This window comes from Sphingomonas eleionomae (assembly GCF_049889035.1).
GTDB lineage: Bacteria > Pseudomonadota > Alphaproteobacteria > Sphingomonadales > Sphingomonadaceae > Sphingomonas.
Map to the genome: position 1 here is coordinate 98,231 of NZ_JBLTWP010000004.1, position 17,818 is coordinate 116,048.

Here is a 17,818-nt window from a genome sequence, read left to right on the forward strand (position 1 = left end):
GAAGCCCTTGGCCGCCACCATCCTGTTTCTGATCGGGCTGATCGGGTTCGGCATGGACTTGGCCGACGGGTCGATCGAGGTGCGACGCCATGGCACGATCGTCGCAGGGGATCATCCAGTCCGCTTTGCGGTGGTGGTCGCCATGTACGCGCTGGGATGGGTGCTCTGGCTGGTCTGCTGCGTCATCCTGTTCGGCGAATGGCAGATGAATTACAGCCCCCCGCCGCAGGACAGGTTCATTGATCCCGATCGTGTCCGCCCGCACCGGCCCAGTCTGTGGCGGCGAGGAAGGGATCAAACAAAGCTATAGGGATCGACATCAACCGCGACGCGGACCTTGGCGGGCCATTCGACGCTGGTCAGCCAGTCGCGGATCGCATCCTGCAGCGGGGCCGAGCGGGGGGCGTGGGCGAGGAGGCGCATCCGGTGGCGGCCGCGCAGCATGGCGAGCGGAGCGGGGGCGGGGCCATAGATGTGCAGGTCATCGCCGCGCGGGGCGGAGCGGGCGAGCGCATCGGCCGTCGCCTCTGCCGCGCCCTTGTCCTCGCTGGACACGATGATCGCGGCATAACGGCCAAAGGGCGGCACGCCCGCCTCGCGCCGCGCCTCTGTTTCTGCCGTGTAGAAGCCGTCGGCATCGCCGTTCACCAGCGCCTGCATCACCGCTGCGCCCGGCTGGGTCGTCTGAATAAGGACATGGCCCGGCTTTTCCCCGCGCCCGGCCCGGCCGGCGACCTGCATGATCTGTTGAAACGTCCGTTCGGCCGCGCGCAGATCGCCGCCCGACAGGCCAAGATCGGCATCGACCACCCCGACCAGCGTCAGGTTGGGGAAATGATACCCCTTGGTCACCAGTTGCGTGCCGATCACGATGTCGATCGCCCCCGCCTCCATCCGCGCGACGAACTCAGCGGCGCGGGCAGGGGACCAGAGCGTGTCCGAGGTGACGATGGCGGTGCGCGCTTCCGGCCATAGCGCGCGCGCCTCGTCCGCGATGCGTTCGACGCCGGGGCCGCAGGCGACCAGCGAATCCTCCGTCTCGCATTCCGGGCAGTGATCCGGGCTTTTGATCGTGTGGCCGCAATGGTGACAGGTCAGTCGCGCGATCAGCCGGTGTTCGACCATCCATGCGGTGCAGTTGGGGCATTGGAACCGGTGGCCACAGGTGCGGCACAGGGTCAGCGGGGCATAGCCGCGCCGATTGAGGAACAGAAGCGCCTGTTCGCCGCGTTCCAGCGTGGCGTCGATCGCCTTGACCAGTTGCGGGGCCAGCCAGCGGCCGCGATCGGGCGGCGTGGCGATCAGGTCCACCGCCTCGATCGACGGCAGTTCGGCGGGGCCGTAGCGGCCGGGCAGCTTGAGTTCGGCATAGCGGCCCATCGCAACCTGAACCCGGGTTTCGATGGCCGGGGTGGCGCTGGCCAGCACGACCGGGCACCCCTGAAACCGGCCGCGCATCACCGCGACGTCGCGGGCGTGATAATGCACGCCCTCTTCCTGCTTGAAACTCGTCTCGTGCGCCTCGTCCACGACGATCAGGCCCAGGTCGCGATAGGGCAGGAACAGGGCGGAGCGGGCGCCGACCGTGACCAGCGCCTCGCCGCTGGCAATGGCGCGCCACGCGCGGCGGCGCTGGGTGGCGCGAAGGTCGGAATGCCATGCGACGGGCGCACAGCCGAACCGCGCCTCGAACCGTTTCAGGAACGGCTCGGTCAGCGCGATTTCGGGGAGGAGCACCAGCGTCTGCCGCCCGGTGGCGATGGCGGCGGCCACCCCCTCGAAATAGGTTTCGGTCTTGCCCGAGCCAGTGACGCCGTCGAGCAGGAACGGGGCGAAGGCGCGGGCATCGACGGCGGCGGTGATCGCATCGGCCGCCGCCTGTTGTTCGGCGCTGAGCCGCGGCGGGCCAAAGGCGGGGTCGGGCACGGGCAGCGGGCGGTCGGCCATCGCCTCAACCGGTTCCAGCGCGCCCGCCTTGACGAGGCCGCGCAGCACCGCGTCGGAGGTTTCGGCCATGGCGGCAAGCTCGCGGATCGTGCCCTGCCGCGCGCCGATCCGGGCCAGCGCCTGGTCGCGCTGCGGCGTCAGCCGGTCGGGGACCAGGCCGGTGGCGCGATATTCGATGATCGTGCGGTCGCCCGCCAGCGCAGCGGTGGAGGCCAGCGCCATGCGCAGCACCGAGGCAAGCGGGGCGACATAATAGTCCGCCGTCCATTCGATCAGCCGGCGAAGCGGCAGCGGGACGGGCGGCGCATCGGCGACGGCGATCAGGTTGCGCAGCCGGTTGTCCCCCACCGTTTCGCCGGGCAGGCGTTCCTCCTCCCACACCACGCCCAGCATCTGGCGCGGACCGAGCGGGGCGACGACAATGCTGCCCGGTGCAACGGTCATTCCCGCCGGCACGCGATAATCGAGCGGGCCGAGCGCGGAATTGAGAACGATGACGCGGGCGCGGGAGGATGCCATGACCCCCCATATCGCGGTTCCATGCCGTTCCGAAAACCCCGCCCGTTCATCCGCTGGCCAGCCCCGTGCGTTATGGGGAGCGCATCAAGGGAGTGAGCATATGATCGAGGGTATGATCCGGCGCCGCCATCTGCTGATCGGCATGGCGGCGTTGCCATTGGTGGCCGGGTGTACCGGCATGGGCGGCATGGCCAGCATGGACGAGGCGATCCGACGGCTGTTGACGCTGTCGACACAGCGCGCCTTTGCGCGGCTGGCCGCGCAGGACGGGTTTTTCGGGGACGCGGTGCTGCGCATCGGCGTGCCGGAACGGCTGGCCAGCAACCAGGCGGGCGGCGTGCTTCAGCGGTTGCTGCGCACGCCCGTTGTGCAGGGACAGCTGCTGCGGCTGGTCAACGATGCGGCATGGGATGCGGCGGAACGGACGACGCCGATCCTGTACGATTCGATCCGCCGGATGACCTTTGGCGATGCGATCGGCATCGTGCGCGGCGGGCCGCAGGCAGCGACGGATTATCTGGAACGGTCGGTCGGCGACCGGATCGTCGATGCGCTGTTTCCCGAAGTGGGCGGCGCGCTGCGCGAACTGGACGGCGGCGTGCTGGGCCAGTTGCTGGGCGCGGCGACGGGCGTGGATTTCACCGGCATCCAGCGCGACGTGTCCGGGTCGGCCGCCCGCGCGATCTGGAGCGCCATCGGGCGGGAGGAAGCGGGCATCCGCGCCGATCCGCGCTCTACCGGCGATCCGGTACTGGAATCGGTGTTCGGCCTGATCCGGTAAGCCCGCCGGATGCGGGCGGGGCGGCGCGGGGTCAGTCCGCGCCGCGGGTATGGCCGCCGGGCCGGAACAACAGGCCGGAATAGCGGCGCGCCGTGCCCCGTTCGATGCGCTTTGCCTCGTACAGGGCGGTGTCGGCCCGGTGGATGAATTCGCGCTGTGACCCGGTGAGCGGGCCATATTCGGCATAGCCGATGGTGCCCGATATCGGCAGGCGGCCCGCACTGGTATGAACCGGCATCTTGAGGTCGCACAGCAGCCGTTCGACCAGGCCCCCGGCATCCCGGCACAGCGCGGGATCGGTCAGGATCACGGCAAATTCGTCGCCGCCCAGCCGCGCCGCAAAGGAACTGGCCAGATAGGGCGCGCGCATCCGGCGGCCGACGGCGCGCAGAATGTCGTCGCCCGCCATATGGCCGTGGGTGTCGTTCACGCCCTTGAACCCGTCAAGGTCGATCAGCAGGAGCGTCAGGGGGTGGTCGCCGCGCGCCGCCCCATCAATCGCGACCTGGAGTTCGCGGTTGAAGGCCGCGCGATTGCCGATCCGGGTGACTTCATCGACATTGGCGGACCGGCGCAGGGTCCGTTCCATCCGGTAGCGGTCGGTAATATCCTGGATCAGGCCAGTGACGGCGACCGGCCGGCCATCCTCCAGCTCCAGTTCGCCGATCGAGCGCACGCGCAGGCGACGGCCGCGGGCGGTGTCGAAATCGACCTCAAGGTGCATCGGCTTGCCGGTGGCGATCACTTCGTCCAGCGCGTTGACCACCGTTTCGCGGGCGTGGAGCGGATAGAAATCCAGCGCGCTGATTAGCGAGATGTCCGTGCCCGGATCCAGTTCGTGAATCCGGAACACGCCGTCGGACCATGTCACGTTGCGGTCGGGCAAGGTCATGCGCCACGATCCGATCATCGCCATGCGCTCTGCCTGTTCAAAGGTGCGGCGCTGCTGGCGCAGGGCCAGGGCCTGATCGCGATAGGCATCGGACCGGCGTTCGGCAGCGACGATCGCCCCCCGCATCTGGATGATTCGTTCCGCGACCAGTGCCAGCGCCTGAAGCTGTTCCACCTGTTCGGGGGTAAAGGTGCGTGGCCTGACATCCATCACGCACAGGGTGCCGATCGGGACCAGCAGGCCGCCACCCGGTTCGCGCAGGCGCAGCGGGGCACCGGCATAGGCGCAGGCCGCGTCCGCCCCCCGCGTGTGCGGATTGTCGCGGATGCGCGGGTCCGCGGACACGTCCTCGATCACGACGATCTGGTCGTCGCGGACGACGAGGTCGCAAAAGGTGGTTTCCCGCGACATGCCGGGCGTGTCCGAGCCAACCCGGATCTTTGCCCATAGCTGGCAATCATCGACCAGGGTGACGAGCGCGGTCGGCGCGTTCGTCAGATCGGCGGCAAGTGCGGCAATCTGTTGAAGCTCGCTGCCGGCCATTGCCTGATGCAGACTCAACGATTCGATCAGATGAAGGCGGTATTCGTCCTGAACCGAGGCAAAGTCATGGGCGTGAAGCATGGTGCATGGTCTAGCGCCGGTTTGGTTAACAACTGGTGCCGCGGCGATCCCGTTCGGGCCGCCCTTGCCCGCGACCTGCGGATGGGCGAAAGGGCGGCGAGGGCGACTCCGCCGACCGCAAGAGGGATATCATGAAGTTTTTTGTCGACACCGCCGACACCGCCGAGATCGCCGATCTGGCCGCAACCGGCCTGCTGGACGGCGTGACCACCAATCCCTCGCTGATCCACAAATCGGGTCGCCGGTTTCTTGAGGTCGTGGCGGAAATCTGTGGCCTGGTCGACGGACCGGTTTCGGCCGAGGTGGTCGCGCTGGATTATGACGGCATGATGCGCGAGGCCGAGGTGGTGCGCGCGATCGCCGACAATGTGTGCGTCAAGCTGCCGCTGACGCTGGATGGCCTGCGCGCGTGCAAGGCGCTGAGCAGCCAGGGCGTGATGACCAACGTGACCCTGTGCTTTTCGGCGAACCAGGCGTTGCTGGCGGCCAAGGCGGGCGCGACGTTCATTTCGCCTTTTGTCGGGCGGCATGACGATCTGGGCTTCGATGGCATGGACCTGATCCGCGACATCCGCCTGATCTATGACAACTACGCGTTCGGCACGGAAATCCTGGTCGCCAGCGTGCGTCACCCCGTCCATGTGCTGGAATCGGCGCGGATCGGCGCGGATGTGATGACCGCCCCGCCGGCCGTGATCCGCCAGCTGGTCAAGCATCCGCTGACCGACAAGGGGATTGAGGGGTTCATGGCCGATTGGGCCAAGACTGGCGAAACCATCGCCTGAGGCGGGTCAGTCCCGGCGCGGCGGCCGGGCGCTGGTGTGAAAACGGACCAGCGCGCGCCGCTCCGTCGCGGGGGGCGCGCTGGTACCGATCACGGCCCGCGCCGCCAGCCGGGCGACTCGAACGCCGGATGCGCCAAGATCGCGTTTCAGCCGGTGCGCCACCGCGATCATGCCGCAAACCCCGGCCGGTCGCCCGTCGCGGATCGCCCGGATCAGCGCGGCATCGAACAGGGCCGGGACGGCCGTGCCGAGCGGTGCGTCATCCGGCGATGACATAGACGAAATCCCCGACGGTTCGGCCGGTCCGCGCCTCGCACCGCGCGGTTCCGATGGCGGAGGCGGCGGGCCGCAACCGGACCCAGGCATTGCTGTGCGCCTCGATGGCGGCGACAAAGCGGCAGCCATTGCCCTGTTCATCGACATAGCTGAGTTCCAGCCGGTGCTGGTCCGCCTCGGACACGGGCACCATGATCTTGCCCAATGGGCTGCCCAGCCATTCCGCCGATCCGGGCGCAATGCGCGCGGTGGGAGCGTTGACGAAATGGCCGGGCATCCGGTTTTCCCGCAGATGGACAGGCCGTTCGGTCCGGTTTTCGATCACTACTGTCTTTGCCGGGGCAGGGGTGAGCAGCAGTGCCATGATCGGCCATAACGACGTCGGCATAACCCTCTCCATACATCTGCGGGTCCGCGCCATGCGAACATGGCCGACCCATGGGTGAGATGGCGGCGGGCAGGCCGCCATCCCGGGTGGTCCGACCGGGAGCCCTGGTCAGGGGGCTCCCGGCCGGCGCAGAGCCACGGGCGCAAGACCTTGGTCGCGTCCTGTCTGCGCCCCGCCGTCCATGTCGCGTGGATCGGCTTTGGGAACAGGCTCTGCGGTTGCGGACCGGTGGGGGCAAGGGGACATTGGCCCGCTGAAAAAGGAATGCCCGCGACCAACCCAAAGCTCAAATGGATTTAGGATGGTACTTTTGATAGGTTTTCGCTATGTCCTGCCGAAAGGGGAGTGCCCATGGTCAAGCTGCGCCAACTCGAATATCTCGTCGCCATCGCCGATGCGCATAGTTTCGGCCAGGCTGCGGTCAGCGCCAATGTGTCCCAGCCGACGCTGAGCCAGCAGATCCGCGTGCTTGAAGAAGAACTGGGCATCACACTGGTGGAGCGGCGGGCGAACGGGGCGATCCCGACGCCAATCGGCCGAGCGATCATCGACAGGGCGCGCGCGATCCTGCGCGACGTGCGCGAGCTGGAGGCGGTGGCGCGGCAGGGGCGCCATGGCCTGTCCGGCACCCTGCGGCTGGGCACCACGCCGACGCTGGGGCCGTATCTGTTGTCGCCCATCATTTCGCGCCTGCACGAATATGCGCCGGACCTGCGCCTGTATGTCCGCGAAGGGATTCCCGCGCATCAGGCGCTGGAGCTTTCGCGCGGGCAGATCGACCTGCATCTGGGGCCGCTGCCGATCGGCGGGGAGGGCGTGGTGATCGAGCCGCTGTTCCGCGAACCGTTGCTGCCCGTGGTGGCGGCCGACCATCCGTTGACCCGGCGCGACGAGGTGACGATTGCGGACCTGCGCGGCGAAGTGATGCTGTCGATGGATCCGCGCCATCATTTCCACCGCCAGCTGGCCGAGGTCGCCAGCGATCACGGCATGGCGATCAGCCCGGATTATGAAGGCACCAGCCTGGACAGCCTGCATCAGATGGTGGCCAGCGGCATGGGCATGACCCTGTTGCCCGGCCTGTACCTGTCGTCGGAAGTCGGCGGCAGTTCCAGCCTGAAAATCCTGAAAATCCCCGGCTGGAACGTCTATCGATCGATCGCGCTCGCATGGCGCAACGGATCGGCATACGAAACGGAATATCGCGCGCTGGGCGAGCGGATTGCCGACCTGGCCCGTGCGATCCTGACGCGGCGCGAACCCGCCGGAAATTAGGGGCATGGAGGGGCCGCCGCCGCTGCCGCTGGAATACGCCCGGCACCTGACGCGCGACCGGCGGCGGTCGGCGCACACGGTCCGCGCCTATCAGGCGACGGCGGAACGGCTGATCGCGTTTCTGCAGGGGCATTGGGGCGGGCCGGTCGACCGACCGGCGCTGGGCGGGGTGAATGCGGCCGACCTGCGCGCGTTCCTGGCGCATCGGCGCGCCGATGGCCTGACGAACGCCTCTGCCGCGCGCGAGCTGTCGGCCGTGCGCGGGTTCCTGGCCTGGGCAGGCGGCGAGGGGGCGGCGCTGCCCCGGCTGAAAGGGCCGCGCGTCAAAAAGGGTCTGCCCCGGCCGGTCAGCCCGGACGAGGCGGTCGCGCTGGCCGAAGATGTGGCCGAACAGGCGGATGAGCCATGGATCGCGGCGCGCGACTGGGCGGTGCTGCTGCTGCTGTACGGCGCGGGGCTGCGCATCGGGGAGGCGATGGCTCTGACCGGGGCGATCCTGCCGCTGGGCGAGACCATGGTGGTGACGGGCAAGCGGGCCAAGACGCGGATCGTGCCGGTATTGCCGCCGGTGCGCGCCGCGATCGAGGATTATGTGCGGCTCTGCCCCTATGGCACGGCGCGCGACGCCGTGCTGTTCCGGGGCGCGCGGGGCGGGCCGTTGTCGCCTGCGATCATCCGCAAGTCGGTGCGCGCGGCGCGGGTGCGGCTGGGCCTGAACGGACGGACGACGCCCCATGCGCTGCGCCACAGTTTTGCCACGCACCTGCTGGGCCGGGGGGCAGACCTGCGCTCGCTGCAGGCGTTGCTGGGCCATGCCAGCCTGTCATCGACACAGGTCTATACCGGCGTCGATGCAGCGCACTTGATGGACGTGTATCGCAACGCCCATCCGCGCGCCTAATCCTCCTTTTTCCAGGTGATGACGCGATAGAGATAGATGACGATGATCCCCACCGTCATCGCGACCGCGATCGGCCCGACATAGCGGTCGAGTTCGCGGAAATTGGCGCCCAGATAATAGCCCGCGGCGATCAGCACGGCGTTCCACACGCTGCTGCCCGCAAGCGTCCACAGCGAAAAGCGCCACACCGACATTCCCGTCATGCCGGCGGGCAGCGAGATCATCGTGCGAAAGGTTGGCAGCATCCGGAACACGAACACGGTGATCCCGCCATGGCGCAGGAAGAAATGGTGGACCCGCTCCACGTCCGCCCAGTCGAGCGTCAGCCACCGGCCGTGGCGTTCGACAAAGGGGCGAAGGCGGTGATAGCCGACCCGGCGGCCCACCCAGTACCACCAGTAATTGCCGGCCAGCGTGCCCAGCGTGCCCCAGACGAGCAGCGGCCAGAAGCTCATGTCGCCGCGCGCGATCGCCATGCCGCCCAAGCCCATGATCACTTCGGACGGCACCGGGGGCACGATGTTTTCCAGCGCCATCAACAGGAAGATGGCGACATATCCGCCCCAGGCGATCCAGTCGAGAATCCAGTCCGTCATGGGGTCTGCTTCTGGGGTTCAATCAGGACAACCGTCATTGCGAGCGCAGCGAAGCAATCCATCGACGGGACTGGATTGCTTCGCTGCGCTGGCAATGACGCAATGAGATCGCGTTGGGTCATGCCGCCCCAACGCACGAGCGCGGCAATCGCACGCAGCGCATGATCAGCCGCGCGCCGCGACCCGCGCCTCGATCGCGTCCCAGATCATGGCGGCGGTGTCGGTTCCGTTGAACCGGTCGATGGCGACGATGCCCGTCGGGCTGGTCACGTTGATTTCGGTCAGCCATTCACCGCCGATCACGTCGATGCCGACAAAGATCAGGCCGCGCCGTTTCAGTTCTGGGCCAAGCGCGGCACAGATCTCGCGCTCCCGCGGGGTCAGGTCGGCCTGCACCGCCGAACCGCCGACCGCCAGGTTCGACCGGATTTCGCCAGCGCCGGGGATGCGGTTGATTGCGCCCGCAACCTCGCCATCGACCAGCACGATGCGCTTGTCGCCCTGTGCCACGTCCGGCAGGAACGCCTGAACCATGTGCGGTTCGCGATAGGCGGTGTTGAACACTTCCATCAGCGAAGACAGGTTTTGGCCATCGGCGTCGATCTTGAAGATCGCCTTGCCGCCATTGCCGTGCAGCGGTTTGACGACGATCGCGCCGTGCTGCGCCAGAAACGCCTTTGCCTCCTCATAGGACCGGGTGACCAGCGTCGGCGGCATGAAGCGGGCGAAATCGAGGACCCAGACCTTTTCGGGGGCATCGCGGACCGAACGGGGATCGTTGACGACGAGGGTGCGGTCGCTGATCCGCTCCAGCAGGTGCGTGGCGGTGATGTAGCTGAGGTCGAAGGGCGGATCCTGACGCATCAGCACCACGTCCGCCTCATCGCCCAGATCAAGATTGACCGGATCGCCGAGATCGAAGTGATTGCCCGGTTCGCGCCGCACGGTGACAGGATGCGTCCGCGTCCATAGCCGCCCGTCGGACCAGCTGAGGTCCTGAACCAGATAATGGAACAGCCGGTGGCCGCGCGCCTGGGCGGACAGCATCAGGGCAAAGGTCGAATCGCCCGCAATGTTGATGGTGTCCAGCGGGTCCATCTGGACAGCGACGGTCAGCGGCATGGTGGATCGTCCCCTAGATAGCTGGCGGGCAGATAGGGGCTGGCCCGGCATATGTCACCCGATCCACGCATTCTCGATATGCCGGGGCGGATGACCGGGCGCGATGAGCAGCACGTCGATGCGGATATCCTGCCCCTCGGTCGCGTACCGATGCGCCAGCGCCTCGGCGGCCGCCGCAACCCGGGCCAGGCGATGCTCGTCGATGGCGAAATCCAGGTCGGCGGGGGTTGCGCGCAGCTTTACCTCGACAAACGCGATCAGGCCGGGACGGGCGGCGATCAGGTCGACCTCTCCCGCCCGGGTCCGCACGCGGCGGTCCAGGATGTGCCACCCGTGCTGTTCCAGCCAGCGGGCGGCACTGTCTTCACCCGCCCGGCCCATCGCCTCTGCTGCGCGGCGGTCACGCATCCGCTTCGCCCTTCAGCGCCATGGCGCGGGCATAGAGTTCGCGCCGGTCGAGGCCGAAGCGCTTCGCCACCTCGCCTGCGGCCTTTGACGCGGGCAGGCGGGTCATCGCCTCGGCCAGCGCGGCGTCGGCATCCTCGATGGCGGGGGGCGGCGCATCGGCGGGCGGGCCGACGATCACCACGATCTCGCCCTTTGGCGGGGCATCGGCATAGCGTTCGGCAAGCTGAACCAGCGTGCCGGTGACGCATTCCTCGAACTTCTTGCTGATTTCGCGCGCCACCGCCGCTTCGCGATCCCCCAGACCCTCGGCCAGCGCGGTCAGGCAGGCGGCAAGGCGGGGGCCGGATTCATACAGGATCAGCGTTGCACGGATGCCTGCGACCTCGCGGATTGCCTCTGCCCGCGCCCCCGATTTGGCGGGCAGAAAGCCAAGGAAAAAGAACCGGTCGGTCGGCAGCCCGGCCAGCGTCAGAGCGGCAATCGCGGCGCAGGGACCGGGAATGGTGACAACCAGATGCCCGGCCGCCCGCGCATCGCGCACAAGCTTGAACCCCGGGTCGGAAATCAGCGGCGTGCCCGCATCGCTGACCAGCGCAACCACTTGTCGTGCCATCCGTTCGATCAGGCCAGGGCGGACCTGATCGGCATTATGGTCATGATAGGGTGTCATTGGCCGCTTGATGCCGATATGGCGCAGGAGGCCCGCCGTGACCCGGCTGTCCTCCACCGCGATGACATCGGCGCGGGAAAGGATGTCGGCGGCGCGCGGCGAGAGATCGCCGAGATTGCCGATGGGCGTGGCGACGATATAGAGACCGGGCGAGAGTTCGGCGTGCATGAGGACGGGAGTGGCATGACTGAGGCGGCAGGGAAACCCGGAAGGATGACGACGTGGTTCAGGCTGGCGGCAATCAGCCTTGGCCTTGCGCTGGCCGGATGTCAGGTTGTGCCGAAACAGGGGCCGCAACAGCCCGGCCCCGTGACCCGTCCGCGCCCCGTGGCACCGCCACCCGTCACCGGCGGCATTCCGGAGGACCGCGAGCGGCACCGGGTCGCGCTGCTGGTGCCGTTGACCGGTGCCAATGCCGGCGTCGGGCAGAGCCTGTCCAACGCGACCACGCTGGCCCTGCTGGACACCAATACCAAGGCGGTGCGGATCACCACCTATGACACCGCAACCGGCGCGGCGGCGGCGGCGCAGCGGGCGATTGCGGATGGCAACCGCCTGATCCTGGGCCCCTTGCTGGCCGAGGATGTGCGCGCGGTGACGCCAATTGCGCGCCGGGCAGGCGTGCCGGTGCTCAGCTTTTCCAACGATGTGTCGGTGGCGGGCAACGGCGCCTATGTCATGGGGTATTCCCCCGACCAGTCGATCGAGCGGGTGGTCGGTTTTGCCCGGCAGAGCGGCATCACCAGTTTCGCGGGCCTGATGCCGCGGGGCGTGTATGGCGAGCGGGCATCGACCAGTTTCCTGCGCGCAGTCGAAGGGGCGGGCGGGCGCGTGGTCGCCATGCAGAGCTATGACCGCAGCCAGGCATCGATCAACGCGGCGGTCGGCCGCCTGAACGGCGCATCGCCGTTTCAGGCGGTGCTGGTCGCCGACAGTTCGGGGACGGCGGCGCTGTCCATCCCCGCGATCCGGCGCGGCAAGAATGCCGGTGCGCGGCTGCTGGGCACCGAATTGTGGAACACCGATACCGGGGTGGCGGGCAATCCCGCGCTGAACGGCGCATGGTATGCCAGCGTGTCCAACGGCCTGTATCGCACCTATGCCACCAAATACCGCACCCGGTTCGGTGCCGCGCCCTATCGCCTGTCCAGCCTGGGCTATGATGCGGTGTTGCTGACCATCCGGATCGCCCGCGAGTGGAAGGTGGGAACGCCGTTCCCCGAGGCACGGCTGGTGTCGCAGGACGGCTTTGCCGGTCTGGACGGGGCGTTCCGGTTCGGGCGCAACGGCGTGGCGGAACGGGCGCTGGAGGTTCAGGAAATCCGTGGCGGCACGACGACCGTGGTGTCGGCGGCGCCGCGCAGCTTCGCCGACTAACGCGCCAGGTCGCGCAGCACGGCATCGAGCAGCGGCATCCCGGCGGGGGTCAGGCCGATCCGGTCGGGCGTCCGCCAGACAAGGCCGTGCCCGGCCAGCCAATCGGCCGCGCCCATGTCGATCCGCGTGTCCGCCGGGGCACTGCCGACGCTCGTCAGGTGACCAAGGTCCAGCCCCTCGGCCAGGCGCAGGCCCATCACCATCGCCTCTGTCGCGCGTTCATCGGCCGTGAGCGCGGTTTCCTCCCGCAGGCCATGGCCGTTGCGTTCGACCGCCGCGATCCAGTTTTCCGGCTTTTTATGGCGGAACGTGGCGATGCCGCCGCGCCGCCCATGCGCGCCGGGGCCGATCCCGGCATAGTCGGTATAGCGCCAGTAGCTGAAGTTATGGCGGCTTTCCGCGCCCGGCCGGGCATGGTTCGACACCTCGTACAGCGGCAGCCCGGCGGCGGTGGTCAGCGTCTGTGTCGCGTCCCACAGATCGGCGGCGGCATCGCCATCGGGGATCACCAGATCGCCCTTTGCCGCCAGCGTGGCGAACCGCGTGCCGGGTTCGATGGTCAGTTGGTAGAGCGACAGATGCTCGGTGCCAAAGGCGAGGGCACGGGTCAGTTCCGCCTCCCACCCGGCCAGTGTCTGGCCGGGGCGGGCATAGATGAGGTCGAAGCTGACGCGGGCGAAAGACGCCTGCGCGGTGGCGAGTGCGGCCAGCCCCTCGTCAACACCGTGCGCGCGGCCCAGAAAGACGAGGGCGGCATCGTCCAGCGCCTGCAGCCCCAGCGAGACGCGGTTGACGCCCGCGGCGGCCAGATCGGCAAAGCGCGCCGCCTCCACCGAGGACGGGTTCGCCTCCAGCGTTACTTCCAGGCCGTCGACCGGCGACCAGGCGGCGGTCGCAGCGTCGATGATCGCCGCGACGGTCGCGGGCGGCATCAGCGAGGGTGTGCCGCCGCCGAAAAAGATCGACCCCAGACGCCGCCCGGGCAGCAGGGCGGCTTCGTGGGCCAGGTCAGCGAGCAGCGCGGCGGCCCATGCGTCCTGATCCACGCTGTCGCGGACATGGCTGTTAAAGTCGCAATAGGGGCATTTGCTGACGCAGAACGGCCAGTGGACATAGAGGGCGAGTGGGGCGATCATTCTTCCTGCGCTTCAACGCCAAGTGGAAGGGGAAGTCCATGCCCAGCCTGTTCGAGCAACCCCTGCATCTGGGTCCAGAGGGCGCGGTGACGGTCGAGCCCGTGTTCGACAGCCCGGGATGGTATGAAGGTTATGACGCTCGGCATGGCGCCGATGGCATCGAGGGACGGCTTGTCTCGCGATACGCTTTCCATGCCAGCTGGGACAGTTGGGAGATGCATCCGGCCGGGGATGAGGTCGTACTGTGCATTGCCGGCACCCTGACGCTGATCCAGGAGTATCCGGATGGCCGGATCGAGCGGACGGTGCTGGGGGCGGGGGAATATGCGATCAACCCGCCCGGCGTGTGGCACACCGCAGATTTAGCAGAAGGCGAGACGGCGGATTGCGTGTTCATCACGACGGGCATGGGGACGGAACACCGCGGGCGGTGAGGCTGGAGGTTGGCAGCATCCTTCGACAGGCTCAGGATGAGCGAAGGGGAAAGGGTGATCATCAAGCTCGCTCGTCCCGAGCGTGTCGAAGGACGCATTCCTGAACCAGTCCGGGCATTCACCCTCTCCAGGCTGCGCCATCCTCCCCCGCCAAGGGGGAGGGGCGCTGGTCAGAACACCGCCGCGACAAGCTGGCGGAAGGCGTCGGCGCGGTGGCTGATGCTGTGTTTTTCGGCCGGGTCCATTTCCGCAAAGGTGCGGGTGTCACCTTCCGGCACGAACACCGGGTCATAGCCGAAGCCGAGCGTGCCGCGCGGCGGCCAGACAAGGTGGCCGTGCGCGCGGCCTTCGAACCATTCGACATGGCCGTCCGGCCAGGCAAGGGCGAGGGTGCAGGCGAAATAGGCCGAGCGGTTGGCGTCGGGGCCAAGTTCGGCGAGTTTCCCCTCCACCTTGCCCATCGCCATGTACCAGTCGCGGCCCTTTGGCCCCTCATATGGCTGACGTTCCGCCCAGTCGGCGGTGAACACGCCGGGTGCGCCCAGCAGCGCCTCGACACACAGGCCGCTGTCGTCGGACAGGGCGGGCAGGCCGCTGAGGTCGGCGGCCTGCATTGCCTTCAGCTCCGCATTGGCGAGGAAGGTCGTGCCGGTTTCGATGGGTTCCGGCAGGTCCAGTTCCTTGGCGCTGACCGGTTCGATACCAAAGGGGGCAAGGAGCTCGCGGATTTCGCGGACCTTCCCCTCATTATGGCTGGCGATGACCAGCTTCCCGGGCGCGAGCTTGCGGATCGCCTGGGGCGGCACGGCGTCCTCGTCGCCATCCTGTCCCGGCCCGCTCACCGGCTCACTGCCTTTGCCTGCGCGGTGAAAATCTGCGTGCAGCCGATCCGGGCGAGGCGGAGCAGGCGGAGCAGCCCTTCCTCGTCATAGGTCGCGCCCTCTGCCGTGGCCTGCGCCTCTGCAATGTTGCCATTGCCGAGCAGCACGAAATTGGCGTCGGCGTCGGCCGCGCTGTCTTCCGGATAATCGAGGTCGAGCACCGGCGTCCCCTGCCAGATGCCGCAGCTGACCGCCGCGACCTGGGCAGTGATCGGATCCACGGTCAGCTTCCCCTCTGCCATCAGCTTGTCGACGGCAAGGCGCAGCGCAACCCATGCGCCGGAGATGGCGGCGGTGCGGGTGCCGCCATCGGCCTGAATCACGTCGCAATCGATCGTGATCTGGCGCTCGCCCAGCAGCTTCAGGTCAGTGACGGCGCGCAAGCTGCGGCCGATCAGGCGCTGGATTTCCTGAGTCCGGCCCGACTGCTTGCCCTTGGCCGCCTCTCGGCTGCCGCGCGTGTGGGTGGCGCGGGGCAGCATTCCATATTCGGCGGTCACCCAGCCTTCGCCCTTGCCGCGCAGCCATGGCGGCAGCTTTTCCTCGATGCTGGCGGTGACCAGCACCTGCGTGTCGCCGAACGCGATCAGGCAGGAACCCTCCGCATGGCGGGTGAAATTGGGCGTGATGGTGATGGCGCGCATTTCGTCGGGCGCACGGCCGGATGGACGCATGGGGGTTCTCCTGTGGCTGTCGCTGCGTCCCCTAGACCCGATGCGCGCGGGGCGAAAGAGGCGCGGAAGGTGACGAAGGCGATGTTACGCCGGCATGAAAATCGCCCCCGGCGCTGTCCCGCCGTCGATGCGAGGCGGGCAAGGGCGAAGATGGCCATGGGCGGGTAAGAGCCGAGGAAACCCACCATTGCCAGCGGTAGGGGCGGGGGGCGTGATGCAGCATCCTTCGACAGGCTCAGGATGAGCGGAGTTGGAAGTCCCTTCCCTCTCCCTCAAGGGGAGAGAGAGATTTGATGCCGCTTTGATTCTGCGGAAAAATCCCTAAATCTGGCGGGATGATGGGGCCGCCGATTACCGAACTGACCGACCGGGCGCGCGATGTGTTCCGCATTGTCGTGGAATCCTATCTGGACAGCGGCGCGCCGGTGGGATCGCGGACGATTTCCAAGGTTTCCGCGCTGAACCTGTCGCCCGCGTCGATCCGCAACGTGATGCAGGACCTGGAGGAGCTGGGCCTGTTGGCCGCGCCGCATACCAGCGCGGGGCGGATGCCGACCGACATGGGCCTTCGCCTGTTCGTTGACGGCATGATGCAGGCGCATGAACCGTCGCTGGAGGAACGCAGCGCCATCGAGCGCGAGGCGGGGCAGGGCGGGCCGGTGGATGCGGCGATCGCCGGGACTACGGCGGCGCTTTCCGGCCTGTCCGCCTGTGCCGGCCTGGTGCTGGTGCCCAAGCGCGAGCCGGTGCTGCGCCAGATGGGGTTTGTCCCGCTGGCGCAGGACAAGGCGCTGGCGGTGCTGGTCGGCGCGGACGGGACGGTGGAAAACCGGGTCATCGACCTGCCCCCCGGCCTGCCGCCCGGCGCGCTGGAACAGGCGGCCAATTACCTGTCCGCCATGCTGGCCGGCCAGACGCTGAGCGAGGCGCGGGCGCGGCTGTCTGCCGAGATTGCGCGGGAACGGGCCGAGCTGGACGCGGCGGGCCGCGCGCTGGTCGAACGCGGCCTGGCGGTGTGGAGCGAGGATGGCGACCAGCGCCCGGTGCTGATCGTGCGCGGTCAGGCGCGGCTAGTGGACAGCGCGGCGGCCGAGGACCTGGAACGGGTGCGCCAGTTGCTGGACGAACTGGAGGGCAAGCAGGAAATCGCCCGCCTGCTCGATTCGGCGCGGGAAGGGGATGCAGCGCGCATCTTTATCGGCAGCGAGAACAAGCTGTTCGCCCTGTCCGGTTCGTCGGTGATCGCAAAGCCGGTGCGGGCGCTTGACGGGCGGGTGGTCGGCGTGGTGGGGGTGATCGGCCCCACCCGGTTGAACTATGCCCGCGTGGTACCCATGGTGGATTTCACCGCAGCGACGCTGGCGCGTCTGCTGGCATAAAGACGAAGCAGAACAGGGACATGATGACCGAGGAAACCGAGAACGCCGGGCAGCAGCCGGGCGGCGAGACCGTCAGCGAGGAATTGCGCGAGGCAACCGCCGAAGCAGCGCCCGAAGTGGCAATGCAGGACCGGCTGGCCGCGCTTGAGGCCGAACTGGTCGAGGCACGGCAGCAGGTGCTCTATGCCCGCGCCGATACCGAGAATGTGCGCCGCCGGGCGGAGAAGGAAGCGCAGGACGCCCGCGCCTATGCCGCGACCGGATTTGCCCGCGACATCCTGTCGGTGGCGGACAATCTGTCGCGCGCGCTGGCGGCGATCCCGGACGAGTTGCGCGCGGATGAGAAGATGAAGGGCCTGGTCATCGGGCTGGAGGCGACGGGCCGCGAAGTGGAAACGGTGTTCAGCCGCCACGGTATCACCCGGATCGAGGCGGTGGGCCAGCCGCTCGACCCCAACCGGCATCAGGCGATGATGGAAATGCCGTCGGACGCCGAACCGGGCACGGTCGTGCAGGAAATCCAGGCCGGTTACATGATCAAGGATCGGCTGCTGCGGCCCGCGCTGGTCGGCGTGGCGAAGAAGGCGGAGTAATCCTGCTGATCCCTCTCCCCTTGTGGGAGAGGGTTGCGAAGACTTGGCGGCGTGCCGCCTGGGCGAAGCTGGGTGAGGGGTGAAATTCCGGTCTGGCTGTGTTCCCCCCTCTCCAAGCTGCGCTAGCCGCTGGCGCGGCAAGCTTCGCTATCCTCTCCCC

The 17,818-nt window shown here is 68.0% G+C and carries 20 protein-coding genes; 9 read left to right on the plus strand and 11 right to left on the minus strand.

Annotated features, from left to right (window positions below):
* Positions 1 to 7 precede the first annotated feature (7 nt).
* Positions 8 to 310 carry a hypothetical protein gene (locus ACNI3Q_RS11690; protein ID WP_426276883.1) on the plus strand — a complete coding sequence of 101 codons (303 nt, stop codon included), beginning with the start codon at positions 8 to 10 and terminating at the stop codon, positions 308 to 310.
* Here ACNI3Q_RS11690 and ACNI3Q_RS11695 read toward each other — a convergent pair.
* The gene (locus ACNI3Q_RS11695) at positions 295 to 2,466 is read right to left on the minus strand and encodes a primosomal protein N' (RefSeq protein ID WP_426276884.1); all 2,172 of its coding nucleotides are present in this window, start codon (positions 2,464 to 2,466) and stop codon (positions 295 to 297) included. The genes ACNI3Q_RS11690 and ACNI3Q_RS11695 overlap by 16 nt on opposite strands.
* 100 nt (positions 2,467 to 2,566) lie before the next feature.
* Between ACNI3Q_RS11695 and ACNI3Q_RS11700 the strand changes: the two genes are divergently transcribed.
* Entirely contained in the window at positions 2,567 to 3,247 is a 681-nt protein-coding gene (locus ACNI3Q_RS11700; RefSeq protein ID WP_426276886.1) for a DUF4197 domain-containing protein, read from the plus strand.
* A 31-nt stretch (positions 3,248 to 3,278) separates the two neighbouring features.
* Here the strand turns inward: ACNI3Q_RS11700 and ACNI3Q_RS11705 are convergent, their stop codons facing one another.
* The gene (locus ACNI3Q_RS11705) at positions 3,279 to 4,763 is read right to left on the minus strand and encodes a diguanylate cyclase domain-containing protein (RefSeq protein ID WP_426276888.1); all 1,485 of its coding nucleotides are present in this window, start codon (positions 4,761 to 4,763) and stop codon (positions 3,279 to 3,281) included.
* Between the two features lie 131 nt (positions 4,764 to 4,894).
* Between ACNI3Q_RS11705 and fsa the strand changes: the two genes are divergently transcribed.
* A complete protein-coding gene (fsa, locus tag ACNI3Q_RS11710; RefSeq protein WP_260020338.1) occupies positions 4,895 to 5,548 on the plus strand; it encodes a fructose-6-phosphate aldolase in 654 nt (217 codons plus the stop codon).
* Between the two features lie 6 nt (positions 5,549 to 5,554).
* Here the strand turns inward: fsa and ACNI3Q_RS11715 are convergent, their stop codons facing one another.
* Positions 5,555 to 5,824 carry a hypothetical protein gene (locus ACNI3Q_RS11715; RefSeq protein ID WP_426276890.1) on the minus strand — a complete coding sequence of 90 codons (270 nt, stop codon included), beginning with the start codon at positions 5,822 to 5,824 and terminating at the stop codon, positions 5,555 to 5,557.
* Entirely contained in the window at positions 5,808 to 6,212 is a 405-nt protein-coding gene (locus ACNI3Q_RS11720) for a hypothetical protein (protein WP_426276892.1), read from the minus strand. Before ACNI3Q_RS11720 ends, ACNI3Q_RS11715 begins: the two co-directional genes overlap by 17 nt.
* A gap of 351 nt (positions 6,213 to 6,563) precedes the next feature.
* On the opposite strand from ACNI3Q_RS11720, the gene ACNI3Q_RS11725 reads away from it, so the two are divergent.
* Together ACNI3Q_RS11725 and ACNI3Q_RS11730 are read left to right on the plus strand one after the other, a co-directional pair.
* Entirely contained in the window at positions 6,564 to 7,487 is a 924-nt protein-coding gene (locus ACNI3Q_RS11725) for a hydrogen peroxide-inducible genes activator (protein ID WP_260020335.1), read from the plus strand.
* 4 nt (positions 7,488 to 7,491) lie between these two features.
* Entirely contained in the window at positions 7,492 to 8,388 is an 897-nt protein-coding gene (locus ACNI3Q_RS11730; protein ID WP_426276895.1) for a tyrosine recombinase XerC, read from the plus strand.
* On the opposite strand, the gene ACNI3Q_RS11735 is transcribed toward ACNI3Q_RS11730, so the two are convergent.
* From ACNI3Q_RS11735 to rsmI, 4 genes are all read right to left on the minus strand, one after another.
* A complete protein-coding gene (locus ACNI3Q_RS11735; RefSeq protein WP_426276897.1) occupies positions 8,385 to 8,984 on the minus strand; it encodes a DedA family protein in 600 nt (199 codons plus the stop codon). The two genes, ACNI3Q_RS11730 and ACNI3Q_RS11735, sit on opposite strands and share 4 nt — an antisense overlap.
* A gap of 165 nt (positions 8,985 to 9,149) precedes the next feature.
* Entirely contained in the window at positions 9,150 to 10,106 is a 957-nt protein-coding gene (gshB, locus tag ACNI3Q_RS11740) for a glutathione synthase (protein WP_426276899.1), read from the minus strand.
* Positions 10,107 to 10,160: 54 nt separating this feature from the next.
* Positions 10,161 to 10,514: a YraN family protein gene (locus ACNI3Q_RS11745; protein WP_426276901.1), complete on the minus strand. Its 354-nt coding sequence runs from the start codon at positions 10,512 to 10,514 to the stop codon at positions 10,161 to 10,163.
* A complete protein-coding gene (rsmI, locus tag ACNI3Q_RS11750; protein ID WP_426276903.1) occupies positions 10,507 to 11,352 on the minus strand; it encodes a 16S rRNA (cytidine(1402)-2'-O)-methyltransferase in 846 nt (281 codons plus the stop codon). Before rsmI ends, ACNI3Q_RS11745 begins: the two co-directional genes overlap by 8 nt.
* A 45-nt stretch (positions 11,353 to 11,397) precedes the next feature.
* Between rsmI and ACNI3Q_RS11755 the strand changes: the two genes are divergently transcribed.
* Positions 11,398 to 12,561 (plus strand): penicillin-binding protein activator, encoded by a 1,164-nt coding sequence (locus tag ACNI3Q_RS11755; RefSeq protein WP_426276905.1) that lies wholly within the window; start codon positions 11,398 to 11,400, stop codon positions 12,559 to 12,561.
* Here ACNI3Q_RS11755 and hemW read toward each other — a convergent pair.
* Positions 12,558 to 13,697, minus strand: a complete 1,140-nt coding sequence (hemW, locus tag ACNI3Q_RS11760) for a radical SAM family heme chaperone HemW (RefSeq protein ID WP_426276907.1) — start codon at positions 13,695 to 13,697, stop codon at positions 12,558 to 12,560. The two genes, ACNI3Q_RS11755 and hemW, sit on opposite strands and share 4 nt — an antisense overlap.
* 38 nt (positions 13,698 to 13,735) lie before the next feature.
* On the opposite strand from hemW, the gene ACNI3Q_RS11765 reads away from it, so the two are divergent.
* Positions 13,736 to 14,131 (plus strand): cupin domain-containing protein, encoded by a 396-nt coding sequence (locus ACNI3Q_RS11765; protein WP_426276909.1) that lies wholly within the window; start codon positions 13,736 to 13,738, stop codon positions 14,129 to 14,131.
* A gap of 170 nt (positions 14,132 to 14,301) precedes the next feature.
* On the opposite strand, the gene rdgB is transcribed toward ACNI3Q_RS11765, so the two are convergent.
* Entirely contained in the window at positions 14,302 to 14,973 is a 672-nt protein-coding gene (gene rdgB, locus ACNI3Q_RS11770) for an RdgB/HAM1 family non-canonical purine NTP pyrophosphatase (RefSeq protein WP_426276911.1), read from the minus strand.
* Positions 14,970 to 15,686, minus strand: coding sequence for a ribonuclease PH (rph, locus tag ACNI3Q_RS11775; RefSeq protein ID WP_426276913.1), 717 nt, complete (start codon positions 15,684 to 15,686; stop codon positions 14,970 to 14,972). The genes rdgB and rph overlap by 4 nt, the downstream gene beginning before the upstream one ends.
* Before the next feature lie 335 nt (positions 15,687 to 16,021).
* Between rph and hrcA the strand changes: the two genes are divergently transcribed.
* Complete coding sequence (hrcA, locus tag ACNI3Q_RS11780; protein ID WP_426276915.1) at positions 16,022 to 17,065, plus strand: heat-inducible transcriptional repressor HrcA; 1,044 nt, start codon at positions 16,022 to 16,024, stop codon at positions 17,063 to 17,065.
* The gene (gene grpE / locus ACNI3Q_RS11785) at positions 17,062 to 17,658 is read left to right on the plus strand and encodes a nucleotide exchange factor GrpE (protein WP_426277574.1); all 597 of its coding nucleotides are present in this window, start codon (positions 17,062 to 17,064) and stop codon (positions 17,656 to 17,658) included. The genes hrcA and grpE overlap by 4 nt, the downstream gene beginning before the upstream one ends.
* Positions 17,659 to 17,818: the final 160 nt, after the last annotated feature.